Raw genomic sequence first — 14,214 nt, 5'->3', positions numbered from 1 at the left:
TTCTTTAGAAATAAAGGATATGATATTTAAAAACATAATGTTAAAGTCTTAAAATTTTTCTAGCGAATATTTAAATGAGAGTTTAAATATAAACTAAAAAACGAAACAATTTTAAAAACACAACTTTTTTATTAGATGTAGCAATATATTTAATAAGATAGTAGCCAAGGAATAATTATTCAAAACGGTGAAGTAATGTAAATTACTTTATCAACAAAAATAAGCTATTAAGGGCTAATGGTGGATGCCTAGACTGTAAGAGGCGAAGAAGGACGTACTAGACTGCGATAAGCTACGGGGAACTGTCAAGAAGTTTTGATCCGTAGATTTCCGAATGGGACAACCCAGCATATAGAGATATATGTTACCTTTCGAGGGGCGAACGTGGCGAAGTGAAACATCTCAGTAACCACAGGAAGAGAAATCAAATGAGATTCCGTTAGTAGCGGCGAGCGAACGCGGATTAGGACAAACCCAATGCTTGCATTGGGGGTTGTAGGACCATAACATGAGACTAAAGAAGATAGAAGAAATAGTTGGAAAGCTATAGCATAGAAGGTGATACTCCTGTAATCGAAATTTTCAATAGCTCTAATGGTATCCTGAGTAGGTCGGAACACGTGATATTTTGACTGAATCTAGGGGGACCACCCTCTAATCCTAAATACTACTTACAGATCGATAGTGAACAAGTACCGTGAGGGAAAGGTGAAAAGTACTCCAGTGAGGAGAGTGAAATAGAACCTGAAACCATTAGCTTACAATCATTCGGAGCCCTATGATTTATCAGGGTGACGGACTGCCTTTTGCATAATGAGCCTGCGAGTTGTGGTGTCTGGCAAGGTTAAGTCAAGTACGAAGCCGTAGCGAAAGCGAGTCTTAATAGGGCGAATTAGTCAGATGCTGCAGACCCGAAACGAAGTGATCTATCCATGAGCAGGTTGAAGCTGGTGTAAGAGCCAGTGGAGGACCGAACCGGTGGGCGTTGAAAAGTCCTCGGATGACTTGTGGATAGGGGTGAAAGGCCAATCAAACTTCGTGATAGCTGGTTCTCTCCGAAATATATTTAGGTATAGCCTTGTGTAGTAGCATATAGGGGTAGAGCACTGAATGGGCTAGGGCTGCTTACCGCGGTACCAAACCCTATCAAACTATGAATACTATATGTGTAATCACAGGAGTCAGGCGTAGGGTGATAAAATCCTATGTCGAGAGGGGAACAACCCAGACTAACAGCTAAGGTCCCAAAGTCATATCTAAGTGGAAAACGATGTGGAGTTACTGTGACAACCAGGAGGTTGGCTTAGAAGCAGCCATCCTTTAAAGAAAGCGTAACAGCTCACTGGTCTAGTGATTCTGCGCGGAAAATATAACGGGGCTAAGATATGCACCGAAGCTTTAGACTCAAGTTTACTTGAGTGGTAGGAGAGCGTTCTATTCAGCGTTGAAGGTGTACCGGCAAGGAGCGCTGGAGCGGATAGAAGTGAGCATGCAGGCATGAGTAGCGATAAAAGAGGTGAGAATCCTCTTCGCCGAAAACCCAAGGTTTCCTACGCGATGCTCGTCATCGTAGGGTTAGTCGGGACCTAAGTCGAGTCCGAGAGGGGTAGACGATGGCAAATTGATTAATATTTCAATACCAACAAATAAGCGCGATGTGGGGACGCATAGAGTTAATCGAGCACACTGATGGAATAGTGGGTCGAAGGACGTAGGCTGTAACTTAGGCAAATCCGGGTTACATGAAGCCGAGATCTTATAGGCTCTTGACACTCTTCGGAGGAGATAGAGAATCGATGATACTGTCGTGCCAAGAAAAGCCACTAAGTATATTATTTGTTGCCCGTACCGTAAACCGACACAGGTGGGTGGGATGAGTATTCTAAGGCGCGTGGAAGAACCCTGGTTAAGGAACTCTGCAAACTAGCACCGTATCTTCGGTATAAGGTGTGCCTACTTTGGTATAGAGATTTACTCTCAAAAGCTAAAGAGGTTGCAACAAAGAGTCCCTCCCGACTGTTTACCAAAAACACAGCACTTTGCTAACACGTAAGTGGATGTATAAGGTGTGACGCCTGCCCGGTGCTCGAAGGTTAATTGATGATGTTAGCATTAGCGAAGCATTTGATCGAAGCCCGAGTAAACGGCGGCCGTAACTATAACGGTCCTAAGGTAGCGAAATTCCTTGTCGGTTAAATACCGACCTGCATGAATGGCGTAACGAGATGGGAGCTGTCTCAACCAGGGATCCAGTGAAATTGTAGTGGAGGTGAAAATTCCTCCTACCCGCGGAAAGACGGAAAGACCCCGTGCACCTTTACTACAGCTTGACACTGTAGCTTGGATATTCTTGTGCAGGATAGGTGGGAGGCTTTGATTCATAGACGCCAGTATATGATGAGCCATCCTTGAGATACCACCCTTGAATATTTGAGTTACTAACTGTGTATAATTATCTTATACCAGGACAATGTCTGGTGGGTAGTTTGACTGGGGCGGTCGCCTCCTAAAAAGTAACGGAGGCTTACAAAGGTTAGTTCATGGCGGATGGAAATCGCCAGTTGAGTATAATGGCATAAACTAGCTTGACTGTGAGACATACAAGTCGAACAGAGACGAAAGTCGGTCATAGTGATCCGGTGGTTCTGTGTGGAAGGGCCATCGCTCAAAGGATAAAAGGTACGCCGGGGATAACAGGCTGATCTCCCCCAAGAGCTCACATCGACGGGGAGGTTTGGCACCTCGATGTCGGCTCATCGCATCCTGGGGCTGGAGCAGGTCCCAAGGGTATGGCTGTTCGCCATTTAAAGCGGTACGCGAGCTGGGTTCAGAACGTCGTGAGACAGTTCGGTCCCTATCTTCCGTGGGCGTAGGAAAGTTGAGGAGATTTGTCCCTAGTACGAGAGGACCGGGATGAACGTACCACTAGTGTACCAATTGTTCTGCCAAGGGCATCGTTGGGTAGCTATGTACGGATGTGATAAGAGCTGAAAGCATCTAAGCTCGAAGCCAACTTCAAGATGAACTTTCCCTGAAGATCCCAGCAAGACTAGCTGGTTGATAGGCTAGGTGTGTAAGCGTTGTAAGACGTTTAGCTGACTAGTACTAATAGATCGTTTGGCTTTTTTTAATAAATTTCTTGGTTTACTATCTTATTAAGTATATTTACTTAATAAATGTGTGAATTGTTTCACAAAGCGTTTCCTTGAAAAGATGAACATCTTTTTAAGAAGCTATAAGACTTTAACATTATCTTTACACTCATTACCCTAATGTGAGTATAAAGAGTTTATTTGAACTTTTTATACTCATATTGCTGGTGGTTATAGAGAAGTGGAAATACCCAGCCCCATTCCGAACCTGGAAGTCAAGCACTTCATCGCTGATAATACTGCAGGTTTCACTTGTGGAAACGTAGGCCGCTGCCAGCTCTTGAGTATTGTTTCTCAAAAAGATATTCATCTTTTTAAGGCACAGTTTATTCTAAAAGCTTAGTTCAAAACATTTTTCGTGTTTTTTACTAAGCTTTTTTTTTAGCCCACTTTCTTTACCTTTCCCTATTATTCTCTTTTTTTATTATTTTTTATAGTTTTATTGCCTCTTTTTTATTTTATATACTCTATTACTTTTTTGCCGCACATTATTTTTTCTTCTCCTATATTTAATTTGTGTGTTTTTATTTTATCTTTTATATATATATCAAATTTCATTTTTTTCATTGTAAATAGTCTACATTCATCTTTTTTAAATTCAAATATCATTTTTGAATTACATGCTCTTTTGAATTCTTCTATTGTATTAAATCTATTTAATCCTATTTGCATCTGTTTATTTGTATTTACTACACAATGACCTTTTTTTGTAAAATAATTTGGCTCTTTTATTTTGCTACAAGCACTTATTGATAGTGAAGATATTATTAGTATTAAACTAATTTGCATAGTTTTAGATATTTTCATTTATATCACTTTTATAGGAATATTTACTTCTATTTTAAAATCAGTATTATCTATTAAATGGTTTTTTATGTATTTTATATAAATAGGTAGAGTTGTTATTTCAAAGCCATTTCCTTCTTTTAAAATCCATTCTTGATGAATGTATCTAATAAAATCTATTATATCTCCATATTTACCATCTAGTTTAAACACAGCACATAAAGTTTTAGGAATAATAAAAGTTGAAATATTAGATTTTATTGAAATATCTTTATCAATAGTTATTGCTGCAATATATTTGCATTTTTCAAGTGGTGTTATTGATGGATTGTCATGATGTAAACCAATTTCTTCATAGTGTAATATATTATTTTGATATGCTAGTGCTCTTAATTTTTGCCATGTATTTTTAATACTTTTATCATAACCTTTATGTCTAATATAAGCACAATGTATTTCTTGGTTTACTTTAATTTCAAAATCTAAATTTTTTACACTTGTAAACTTTTTAATATTTAATTTATTACTATATTCATTAAATGCTCCCTTCCTCCATTGGGTAGGTGTATATAAAAATCTTTTTTTAAAAGCTTTTATGAATGAAGAATGTGAACTATATCCACATAGTTTTGAAATTTCTGTAATTGTTGAGTGTTTATTGGAAATTAATAAATTTGCCGCTTTTTGTAATCTAATAGAGGTAATTACATTTGAAAAGTTTTCACTTGTTTCTTCTTTGAAAATTCTATGGAAATGAAATTTTGATATTTTGTTTATTTTTGCTAAATCATCAAGAGTTATTTCATGTTCTATATTTTTATAAATATAAGAAAGACTTTTATTTACTATATCTGAGTGTTCTTGGATTGTTTCTTTTTTCATATTATATTATAACAAAAAAATAAGCAATATAAAACAAATATAATGCAAGATAAAATAAAGATATTTTTCTTTGTTTAAAATATAATATGATAAAAAAGGCTTATAATGAGTAAAGAATTTAAAAGATCATATATAAGAGAGATTTTGGATGTAATTAATGATAGTACAATTTCTTTTGCAGGTGGTTTACCTGATGAGAGTTTATTTCCTAAAGATGAATTAATAAAGGCCACAATGCTTGCAATGAATGATACAAAAGCTTTACAGTATTCATCTTCTTATGGCTTAAAGTCATTAAGAGAAAAAATTGCGGCTTTTTATAATGATAAATTAGATTTCCCAACTAACAGTAATGAAATTTTGATAACTAGTGGAAGTCAACAAGCTTTTGATATTATTTTGAAAGCTTTTAATACTAATGTTATCGTAGAAGAGCCATCTTATATTGGAGCTTTAGCTTCATTTAGGGTTTTAAATAAAAAGATAAATTCTTTTTCAAAATTATCTAATTTAAAAAATATGATTGATAGTAAAACAAGTGTTTATTTAATTAGTGACTTTCAAAATCCTTCTACATCTTCATATAGTTTATCTCAAAGACAAACCTTAGGGGCTATTATAAATAAAAAAGATAGTTTTCTTATAGAAGATGGTGCGTACACTTTTTTAGATTTTGATAATTGTTTTAAAACACCAATTTCAAAGAGTGTAAAGAAATCTTTTCATTTAGGATCTTTTTCGAAAATTGTTGCTCCTGGTCTTAGAGTTGGTTGGATTCGTGCAGATAAAAAATTGATTGAAAAACTCTTGTTTATTAAGGAGTCATTAGATTTACATACTGCAACATTAAATCAAATGATTTTAGATGAGTATTTAAAAAGTAATGATATTTTTAATCATATAAAAAAAATAAATTCTATTTATGAAAATAAAATGAATTTTATGGCAAATAGTTTAGAAAAATATATTCCTTCATTTTCTTTTGAAAGACCAAAAGGAGGAATGTTTATTTATGGAAGTTTACTTTGTGATAGTATGGAAGTAGCAAAGAAAGCACTTGAAAAAAATTTGGCTATTGTTCCTGCTGAAGTTTTTTACTTAAATAAAAAAAGTAATGAAATTAGATTAAATTTTACAAATTCTACAAATGAAGAAATAGAAAAAGGAATTAAAATTTTAGCAAAAATAGTGAATAAGTTTAAGATGGAAATAAAATTAAAGTAAGTCAAAAGAATTTTATTTCAAAATTATATTATAGTTTATATTATTTGTCTTGTTTTTTATTATATTTTTATTAGAAAAAGACACTTTTTTACAAACAATTTACAACTTTTATGTATAAAAACTATGTTTTTATATTAAGTTTTACTTAAATTTTAGTATAATTCGGCCTTAATTTAAAAATAAGGACTAGCTTATGAACTTTTTTAAACTAAAAGAGCATAATACAACAGTAGGTACTGAATTTTCTGCTGGTTTTACAACATTTTTAACAATGATGTATATCGTTCCTGTAAATGGTTTTATTTTAGCTGATGCAGGCTTACCAATGGATGCAGTAGTTACTGCTACAGCATTAATTACAATCTTAGCTACACTTTTCTCTGGGCTTTGGTCAAATACTCCTATTGCTATGAGTGTTGGAATGGGACTAAATGCATATTTTTCTTATGGCTTAGTGCTTGGAATGAAGCTTCCATGGGAAACTGCTTTAGGTATTGTTTTTCTATCAGGATTACTTTTTGTAATATTGTCATTAACAAATTTTAGAATTTGGATAATGACTTCAATTCCAATGAGTTTACGTAGAGCTATTAGTGCGGGTATTGGATCATTTATTGCTTTTATTGGTTTAAAACAAATGGGTATGATTAGTGCAAATGAAGCTACACTAGTATCATTAGGTAATTTTTCAAATCCAAATGTACTTTTAGGAGTTCTAGGTTTAATTTTATCTTTCTTATTCTATGCATATAGAATAAAAGGTGCATTTATTTTATCAATTGCTATTACTTCTATTGTTGCTTGGACATTTGGTTTAGGTGATTTACCTAAAACTGTAGTTTCAATGCCTGCTTCAATTGAACCAATATTCTTTAAACTTGATATTATGAGTGCCTTAAGCTTGTCTTTATTACCTGTTATTATCACTTTTTTAATTACTGATATGTTTGATACATTAGGAACTTTAACTGGTGTAGGAACTAGAGCAAAACTTTTTCAAGAAAATAATAAAGAAGATAAGTCTTTACAAAAAACTTTAGAAGCAGATGCTATTGCTACAACAGCTGGATCTATGATTGGTGTATCAACAACTACTGCATTTATTGAAAGTGCCTCAGGAGTTGAAGAAGGTGGTAGAACAGGTTTAACTGCTGTATTTACAGCAATGTTTTTTGTAGCTACATTATTTATGCTTCCTTTATTTAAATCTATTCCTTCTAATGCTATTTATCCTGTACTAGTTGTAGTAGGAGTTTTAATGTTTACAGAACTTGGAAAAATAAATTTTGAAGATTCAGATTTAGCTACAAGTGCAGGAGCATTTTTAATTGTTATTTTAATGCCACTAACATTTTCTATTACAAATGGAATTGCAGCTGGTTTCTTAGTTTATACAATTATCAAAATTGGTAAAAAAGATTTTGAAAGTTTAAATTTAGGTATATTAGTAATTACATTTATTAGTGCATTAGCATTTATTTTATAAGGAATATTTTTTGGAAAAACTTTATTATAGTTATGAGTTGTTTAAAGAAGACACACAGAAGTTAGTTGATAGTTGTAGAGATTATGAACCAGATATTTTATTGGCTGTAGCAAGAGGTGGATTAACACTTTCTCATTTAATGGCACAAGCTTTAGATATGAGAAATTTATATTCATTAAATTCTATTCATTATGAGGGTGATTTAAAATTAGATACTTTTAATATTTTTAATATTCCTGATGTTTCTCATGCTAAAAGAGTATTAGTTATTGATGATATAGTTGATTCAGGTGAAACAATGGAGGAGATTTTAAAAATATTAAAAGAAAAGTTTCCTACAGTTGAATTTAAACTTGCAACTCTTTTTTATAAAAAAACAGCAGTATTACAACCTGACTATACTGTTAGAGAAGCTACTCAATGGATTGATTTCTTTTGGGAAGTTGACGTTAAATAATCCTTTAGGCCAAAAAATTTATTTTGGCCTAAAAACTATATAAAATATTACTTTTATAAATAAATTATAAAAAATTTAGCTAATTTTTACAAACTTACTAGTATAATCTAAAAAAAAATAATAATGGACATAAACAATGACATTTATTGAATTTAAAAAACTACTTTTAGATGCTGAACTTACAATACCAAAATTTACTGCTTTAATTAAAGTGAGTGAAAAGAATATCCAAGCTTACAAAAAGAAAAAAGAAGTACCAAATGCAATTGCTACTATTGCAGCTTGTTTTGCTAAAATGAACCAAGAAGGTATAGATTATAAAACTTTAATTAATGATTTAGAGTTAAAGAAAAAAGAGAAAAAAGGTGCAGGATTTTCAAAGAAAAAAGAGTTAAAAGATAAAGAACCTCAATAGTACTACTTATTGTTAACATTTTTTTGATATACTTCGCAAAAAATTAAAATTGGGAAGTATATAATGTTAATTAATGAAAATTCAAAAAAATTTCTTGCAATAGCAAGTTTTTTATTTGCATTGGCTATAGCTATAGGTGCCTTTGGTGCACATGGTTTAAAATCTATAGTTTCTGAAAAAATGCTACTTACTTATAACACAGGTGTGGAATATCACTTTTACAATACTTTAGGTCTATTTATAATTGCTATTATCATGAACTTTAAAGAAAATTCAAGAAAGTTACTAATTGCTGCATGGTTATTATTAATTGGTTTAATTATATTTTCATTTTCTTTATACGCACTTGTTTTATTAAATATGCCAATTCTAGGTGCAATAACACCTATTGGTGGGACTCTTCTTATTATTTCATGGTTAATTGTAACTTATTGTATTTTAAAGGAATAAAGTATGACAACAATTGAAAAAATTGAAGAAGTTAGAGATTCTAGATGGTTTTCAAATTTAACTACTATAATTATTATTGCTTATGCTTCAATTTTAGGCTTTAAGACTTTAGATGAAGTTGAAGGTAATTATGATTTATTTTTAAAGTTTGCTGATTATTTTGTAACTATTTATTTTGTATTTGAATTAGCAATTAAAATGGTTGCTGAAAAAAAAATCATTAATTTTTTTAAATCAGGCTGGAATGTATTTGATTTTGTTATTGTAGTTATTACTCTTTTACCTCTTGAGTCATCGAGTTTTGCTGCTATTGCAAGGCTTATGAGAGTATTTAGAATACTAAGGTTATTTACTGCAAGGCCTGAATTAAAAGCTATTATTGATATGCTTATAAAGGCTATCCCTGCTATCATTGATATTGTTATTTTGATGTTTATAATTTTCTATATATATGCAATTATAGGAAGTTTTTTCTTTGTTGATTTACCATCAGGTTTATGGAAAGATTTTTTAATTTCTATGCTTACTTTATTTAGAGTATTGACTTTTGAAGATTGGACTGATGTTATGTATGAAGCTATGGAAGTTTACCCTTGGGCTTGGGTATATTTTGTATCTTTTGTTATAATTGCTGCCTTTGTATTTTTTAATCTTTTTGTTGCAGTTATTATTGGTGAAATGCAAAAACTTCAAGAAGCAGAGATGAAAGAAGAAATTCATGAAGATAGTAAGAAGTTAGATATTTTACTTGAAGAAATGAAAAGTTTAAAGCAGGAAATTAGTAAATTAAAAGAGCAAAACAAATGAAAAAAACTTTTACGATATTAGGTACAGGTTGGTTAGGCTATACCCTTGCTAATAAAATGAAAGATACATATAATGTGAAAGTTTCTTTAAAAGATAAACTTAAATATGAAGATATGAAACAAAAGGGCTTTTATCCTTTTGTTTTAAATGAAAAATATTTAAAAAATTTAGATGAACTTTTAATGTGTAATTTTTTATTTATAAATTATCCTCCTTCAAAAATTGATAATTATCTTGATTTTCTTCAAAAGATTTATTCTCATCCAAATATTAAAAATATAGAAAAAATATTTTTTATTAGTTCTACTTCTATTTATCCTAATGTTGAGAATACTTATGATGAAACTTTTGAAATAAAAAAAGAAGAATCAAAACTTGTAGTTTTTGAGGCTGAAAAGATTGCTTCCTTAAGTCATATAATATTTAGATGTTCGGGACTTATGGGTTATGATAGAATTGCAGGTAGGTATTTTAGTGGTAAGAGTTTAACAAGTTCTAATAAAAAAATAAATCATGTACATAGAGATGATGTAATAAAAGCCACTTTATTTTCTATAAAAAATGATATAAATGGTATTTTTAACCTTTGTTCACCAATTCATCCTTTGCGAGATGATTTATATGAGTTAAATTCTAAGAAGTATGGTTTTGAAAAACCTATTTTAGAGTATAAAGATAAAAAGGTTTTAAATAGAGTAATAGATGGGAGTAAAATTGAGAGTTTAGGATTTAGGTATAAATACCAAAACCCTATGCAATATCTTTAACCATTTGTATTAAAGGCTCTATCTCCAGCATCACCAAGTCCTGGTCTAATATATTTATTTTCATCAAGTCTTTCATCAATTTGTGCAATATAAATATCTACATCAGGATGAGCTTCTTGAACATTTTTAATACCTTCTGGACAACCTAGAATATTAAGTGAAATAATTCTTTTTGCACCTTTTGATTTTAAATAATCAATACCATCAATTAGTGAACCACCTGTTGCTATCATTGGATCTAATAATAAAACTGTTTTATCTTTAATATCTGGAATATTTTCATAAAATAGTTTACTTAATGCAGTTTCTTCATCTCTTTTCATAGCTAAAAAACCACTTCTTGCATAAGGAAGTGTTCTTAAAATACCTGTAAGCATTGGTTCCCCAGCTCTTAAAATTGGAACTAACACTAACTTTTGAACTTCAATCATTTCAACATCTAATGCACCTTGCCACGTATTGATATTTTGTGTTACTGTTTCAAAATCGCTTAAAGCTTCAGCTGCAATAATTCTTGATATTTCTTCAATTGTTAATCTAAATTCATTTGAAGCTGTTCTTGTATCTCTTAATCTGTTTACTAAATGTTTAACAACAACGTTAGAGCTTTCTTTATACATATAAAATCCCCATTTTTTATTTTTAAAGTTTATATAATACTGAAAAATTACTTATAAATTGCATATAAATTTAATTTTTATTAACTATTAATTTGTTATCATTTCAAGTTAAATTTTTTATAAAGAGGTTTTATGAACGCCACCGATTATAATTTTAGAGTCAAGGATTCAATTTTAGGTTTACAATTTTTATTTGTAGCCTTTGGTGCACTTGTGCTTGTTCCTATTTTAACAGGACTTGATCCAAGTGTTGCACTTTTTACAGCTGGTATTGGTACATTAGTGTTCCAATTTGTTAATAGAGGAGCTATTCCTCCTATTTTTCTAGCTTCTTCTTTTGCTTTCATTGCTCCTATTTCCCATGGAGTTAAAACTTGGGGTATTGCTGCTACTATGTCAGGACTTGTTGCTGCTGGGTTATTATATGTATTTTTAAGCTTTTTGATTAGACTTAAAGGAGATAACTTTTTACATAAATTGCTTCCTGCTGTAGTTGTAGGGCCTGTTATTATGTCAATAGGGCTTATTTTATCTCCCGTTGCTGTTAATTTAGCTATGGGTAAAACAGGTGATGGGAGTATTGTCTTAGTAGATTTTAATACTGCTATTATCATCTCAATGGTTTCTCTTTTAGTTACAGTTTTTGTATCTTTATTAGCTAAAGGAATGTTTAAGTTAATTCCTATCTTATGTGGTATAGTGGTTGGTTATGCTTTATCTTTATTTTATGGAATAGTTGATTTTTCTGCTTTTGAGAAAGCTGCTTGGTTTGCTATCCCAAATTTCACGGCTCCTGAGTTTAATTGGCAAGCTATTATTTTTATTTTACCTATTGCTATTGCTCCTGCTATTGAACATATTGGTGATATGTTAGCTATTTCAAATGTAACTAAGCAAGATTACTTAAAAAAACCAGGATTAAAAAACACACTTTTAGGTGATGGTTTAGCAACTTCAGTTGCTTCATTATTTGGTGGTCCACCAAATACAACTTATTCAGAAGTTACAGGTGCTGTAACTGTTACAAAGGCATATAATCCAGCTATTATGACCTGGGCTGCTATTTGTGCTATTGCATTAGCATTTGTTGGTAAGTTAGGTGGTTTACTTGCTACTATTCCAACTGTTGTAATGGGTGGAATTATGCTTTTATTATTTGGAATTATTGCAACTTTAGGTATTTCTACATTAGTTAAAGAAAAAACAGATTTTACATGTCCTAGAAATATGGTAATAGTTTCTATGATTTTAGTATTCTCTATTGGAGGTATGACTTTTAATTTTGGAGATGTTCCTTTCTCTGGTATTGGACTTGGTGCTATTGTTGGTATCTTACTAAATCTTATTCTTCCACAAGCAAGAAAAGAAACAACTGAATAAAAACTAAATACATGGCTAGATTATTAGCTATGTATTTAAAACTTTTTATATTTATAATCAAAATCTTTCCCTTTCTTTGTTATAATTTCCTTTTATATTTTAAAAAGGGAAGATTTATGGCAAAAGCTAAAGAACATCAATTTGATATTTCAGCAAAACTTGATATGCAAGAAATGAAAAATGCAGTTATTCAAGCTCAAAAAGAGATCGATAATAGATATGATTTTAAGGGAATCACAAAAGAAATAGATTTTAATCAAGGTGCTAAAACATTAACACTTACAAGTGCAAGTGATAATAAAATTGATGCAATGAAAGATATCTTAATTTCTAAGATGAATAAAAGGGGTTTATCTATTAATTCTTTAGAAGAATTAAAAGCAGAAGACTCAAGTGGTGCAAATAGAAAATTTACATATAAAATCATTGATACTATTGAAAAAGATGAAGCAAAAACTATTCAAGCAGAGATTAAAAAGCTAAAATTAAAAGTAACAGCTGTAAATCAAGGTGATGAAATAAGAGTTACTGGGAAAAAGATTGATGAATTACAAGCTGTAATGAAGCATTTAAAGGGCTTAGAATTAAAAGCTCCATTAGTTTTTGATAATTTTAGATAAGTTTTTGAAATTTATGTGTAATTAATCTGAAATTAATTGTAATTTATATATAATTCTAATGTTAAAAGAGATGGATGATAGAAGACTCCTGAAAAATAGTTTTGAAATTAAGTCTTAACCCTTAGTTTTCTGTTAATAAACTTAATATTTTAATCCACTTCTATCTGTCTTTTTTGCTATTGTAATGAAGTGGGCTATGTAAAAAATAGTTGTAGTTTTTTTTATACTTTTACTACAACACCAAATAGGTTATTATATAAATACTTTATATGAATTCTTCTTTCTTTTGTAGTGACCTAATACTCTTTAATATACCGCCTTACATAGTCTTTACTTCATTTATATGAAGGAACTACCTTGGAACTTTTAATAATTAAATCTATATCTGTTGTTGTACTAGTTTTATCTTTAAGTTTTATAGCTGAAAAATTAAGTCCAAAAATTTCAGGTATTTTATCTGGATTACCTGTTGGAAGTTCAATCACACTTCTTTTTTTTGCAGTTGAAAATGGAGTTGATTATGTTACAAATGTTGCTTTATATAATATACATGGTCTTTTTGCAGCATTGGCTTTTTGTATAGGATATTATATTAGTACTTTTTATAAAGGAAAACTTGAAATTACAGCTAGTATTTTAATTTCTTTTTTCTCATATATTTTAATTGCATATATAATATCATTTATTCCTCCTCATATAGTTTTTACACCTTTAGTTGTTATTTTATTAATGTTATTATCATCTATTTATTTTTCAAAAAAAGAGAATCATGGAATAGAAAAAAAAGATAAAGTGTCTTTTAGTGATTTATTATTTAGATCAGTACTTACAATTGGAATTTTTTTAATTGTTTCAAGTCTTCCTAAATATGTAGATCCAAATCTTGCAGGAATCTTTTCAGCATTTCCTACTATATTGTTACCTTTATTACTAATAATTCATTTTAGACATAGTAACTTACAAGCAAGAACAATAATTAAAAATACACCTTTTGGTTTAAGTTCTGTTGTTATTTATTCTCTTGTAGTTTTTTTTACTTATGAAATTTATGGAATAATGGTTGGAACAATATTAGCTTTAATTGCTTCTGTGACTTATATATTAATTCAAACAAAAATAATGAGAGCTTTAAAATTAATCTAATTTACAATAAATAAACAAATTTATA

13 protein-coding genes and 2 rRNA genes are annotated in these 14,214 nt (G+C 30.4%); 12 read left to right on the top strand and 3 right to left on the bottom strand.

Annotated features, from left to right (window positions below; genetic code table 11):
- Positions 1 to 217 precede the first annotated feature (217 nt).
- Positions 218 to 3,130 (top strand): 23S ribosomal RNA (locus ACH5BK_RS13700).
- 185 nt (positions 3,131 to 3,315) lie between these two features.
- Positions 3,316 to 3,431: ribosomal RNA gene (gene rrf, locus ACH5BK_RS13695) — 5S ribosomal RNA — on the top strand.
- A gap of 174 nt (positions 3,432 to 3,605) precedes the next feature.
- Here rrf and ACH5BK_RS13690 read toward each other — a convergent pair.
- Both ACH5BK_RS13690 and ACH5BK_RS13685 read right to left on the bottom strand, forming a co-directional pair.
- Positions 3,606 to 3,959 carry a hypothetical protein gene (locus tag ACH5BK_RS13690; protein WP_404308358.1) on the bottom strand — a complete coding sequence of 118 codons (354 nt, stop codon included), beginning with the start codon at positions 3,957 to 3,959 and terminating at the stop codon, positions 3,606 to 3,608.
- Positions 3,960 to 4,820 (bottom strand): GyrI-like domain-containing protein, encoded by an 861-nt coding sequence (locus ACH5BK_RS13685; protein ID WP_404308356.1) that lies wholly within the window; start codon positions 4,818 to 4,820, stop codon positions 3,960 to 3,962.
- Between the two features lie 105 nt (positions 4,821 to 4,925).
- Between ACH5BK_RS13685 and ACH5BK_RS13680 the strand changes: the two genes are divergently transcribed.
- From ACH5BK_RS13680 to ACH5BK_RS13650, 7 genes are all read left to right on the top strand, one after another.
- Positions 4,926 to 6,044 (top strand): PLP-dependent aminotransferase family protein, encoded by a 1,119-nt coding sequence (locus tag ACH5BK_RS13680; protein WP_404308354.1) that lies wholly within the window; start codon positions 4,926 to 4,928, stop codon positions 6,042 to 6,044.
- Positions 6,045 to 6,237: 193 nt separating this feature from the next.
- The gene (locus ACH5BK_RS13675; protein ID WP_404308352.1) at positions 6,238 to 7,530 is read left to right on the top strand and encodes an NCS2 family permease; all 1,293 of its coding nucleotides are present in this window, start codon (positions 6,238 to 6,240) and stop codon (positions 7,528 to 7,530) included.
- A 10-nt stretch (positions 7,531 to 7,540) separates the two neighbouring features.
- Positions 7,541 to 7,987 (top strand): phosphoribosyltransferase, encoded by a 447-nt coding sequence (locus ACH5BK_RS13670; RefSeq protein WP_404308350.1) that lies wholly within the window; start codon positions 7,541 to 7,543, stop codon positions 7,985 to 7,987.
- Positions 7,988 to 8,123: 136 nt separating this feature from the next.
- The gene (locus ACH5BK_RS13665; RefSeq protein WP_404308348.1) at positions 8,124 to 8,402 is read left to right on the top strand and encodes a hypothetical protein; all 279 of its coding nucleotides are present in this window, start codon (positions 8,124 to 8,126) and stop codon (positions 8,400 to 8,402) included.
- Positions 8,403 to 8,465: 63 nt separating this feature from the next.
- Complete coding sequence (locus tag ACH5BK_RS13660; protein ID WP_404308346.1) at positions 8,466 to 8,852, top strand: DUF423 domain-containing protein; 387 nt, start codon at positions 8,466 to 8,468, stop codon at positions 8,850 to 8,852.
- 3 nt (positions 8,853 to 8,855) lie between these two features.
- Positions 8,856 to 9,659, top strand: coding sequence for an ion transporter (locus ACH5BK_RS13655; RefSeq protein ID WP_404308344.1), 804 nt, complete (start codon positions 8,856 to 8,858; stop codon positions 9,657 to 9,659).
- Entirely contained in the window at positions 9,656 to 10,426 is a 771-nt protein-coding gene (locus ACH5BK_RS13650) for a hypothetical protein (RefSeq protein ID WP_404308342.1), read from the top strand. The genes ACH5BK_RS13655 and ACH5BK_RS13650 overlap by 4 nt, the downstream gene beginning before the upstream one ends.
- On the opposite strand, the gene upp is transcribed toward ACH5BK_RS13650, so the two are convergent.
- Positions 10,423 to 11,046 carry a uracil phosphoribosyltransferase gene (gene upp, locus ACH5BK_RS13645; RefSeq protein WP_404308340.1) on the bottom strand — a complete coding sequence of 208 codons (624 nt, stop codon included), beginning with the start codon at positions 11,044 to 11,046 and terminating at the stop codon, positions 10,423 to 10,425. The genes ACH5BK_RS13650 and upp overlap by 4 nt on opposite strands.
- Positions 11,047 to 11,178: 132 nt before the next feature.
- On the opposite strand from upp, the gene ACH5BK_RS13640 reads away from it, so the two are divergent.
- The 3 genes from ACH5BK_RS13640 to ACH5BK_RS13630 all read left to right on the top strand — a co-directional run bounded on the left by ACH5BK_RS13640 (position 11,179) and on the right by ACH5BK_RS13630 (position 14,189).
- Positions 11,179 to 12,426, top strand: a complete 1,248-nt coding sequence (locus ACH5BK_RS13640) for a uracil-xanthine permease family protein (RefSeq protein ID WP_404308339.1) — start codon at positions 11,179 to 11,181, stop codon at positions 12,424 to 12,426.
- Positions 12,427 to 12,542: 116 nt separating this feature from the next.
- Positions 12,543 to 13,046: a YajQ family cyclic di-GMP-binding protein gene (locus tag ACH5BK_RS13635; RefSeq protein ID WP_404308337.1), complete on the top strand. Its 504-nt coding sequence runs from the start codon at positions 12,543 to 12,545 to the stop codon at positions 13,044 to 13,046.
- 357 nt (positions 13,047 to 13,403) lie between these two features.
- Positions 13,404 to 14,189 (top strand): hypothetical protein, encoded by a 786-nt coding sequence (locus tag ACH5BK_RS13630; protein WP_404308335.1) that lies wholly within the window; start codon positions 13,404 to 13,406, stop codon positions 14,187 to 14,189.
- Positions 14,190 to 14,214: the final 25 nt, after the last annotated feature.

This window comes from Arcobacter sp. YIC-80, from assembly GCF_044841725.1.
In the GTDB taxonomy this organism is placed as follows: domain Bacteria; phylum Campylobacterota; class Campylobacteria; order Campylobacterales; family Arcobacteraceae; genus Arcobacter_B.
The sequence above is the reverse complement of the archived record's forward strand: the minus strand, read 5'-3'. Positions and strand labels throughout refer to the sequence as shown.

Coding starts and splice junctions, on each gene's coding strand:
- ACH5BK_RS13655 (WP_404308344.1), top strand. CDS start 8,856: ATGACAACAATTGAAAAAATTGAAGAAGTTAGAGATTCTAGATGGTTT.
- ACH5BK_RS13680 (WP_404308354.1), top strand. CDS start 4,926: ATGAGTAAAGAATTTAAAAGATCATATATAAGAGAGATTTTGGATGTA.
- ACH5BK_RS13685 (WP_404308356.1), bottom strand. CDS start 4,820: ATGAAAAAAGAAACAATCCAAGAACACTCAGATATAGTAAATAAAAGT.
- ACH5BK_RS13690 (WP_404308358.1), bottom strand. CDS start 3,959: ATGAAAATATCTAAAACTATGCAAATTAGTTTAATACTAATAATATCT.
- ACH5BK_RS13675 (WP_404308352.1), top strand. CDS start 6,238: ATGAACTTTTTTAAACTAAAAGAGCATAATACAACAGTAGGTACTGAA.
- ACH5BK_RS13635 (WP_404308337.1), top strand. CDS start 12,543: ATGGCAAAAGCTAAAGAACATCAATTTGATATTTCAGCAAAACTTGAT.
- ACH5BK_RS13660 (WP_404308346.1), top strand. CDS start 8,466: ATGTTAATTAATGAAAATTCAAAAAAATTTCTTGCAATAGCAAGTTTT.
- ACH5BK_RS13640 (WP_404308339.1), top strand. CDS start 11,179: ATGAACGCCACCGATTATAATTTTAGAGTCAAGGATTCAATTTTAGGT.
- ACH5BK_RS13665 (WP_404308348.1), top strand. CDS start 8,124: ATGACATTTATTGAATTTAAAAAACTACTTTTAGATGCTGAACTTACA.
- upp (WP_404308340.1), bottom strand. CDS start 11,046: ATGTATAAAGAAAGCTCTAACGTTGTTGTTAAACATTTAGTAAACAGA.
- ACH5BK_RS13650 (WP_404308342.1), top strand. CDS start 9,656: ATGAAAAAAACTTTTACGATATTAGGTACAGGTTGGTTAGGCTATACC.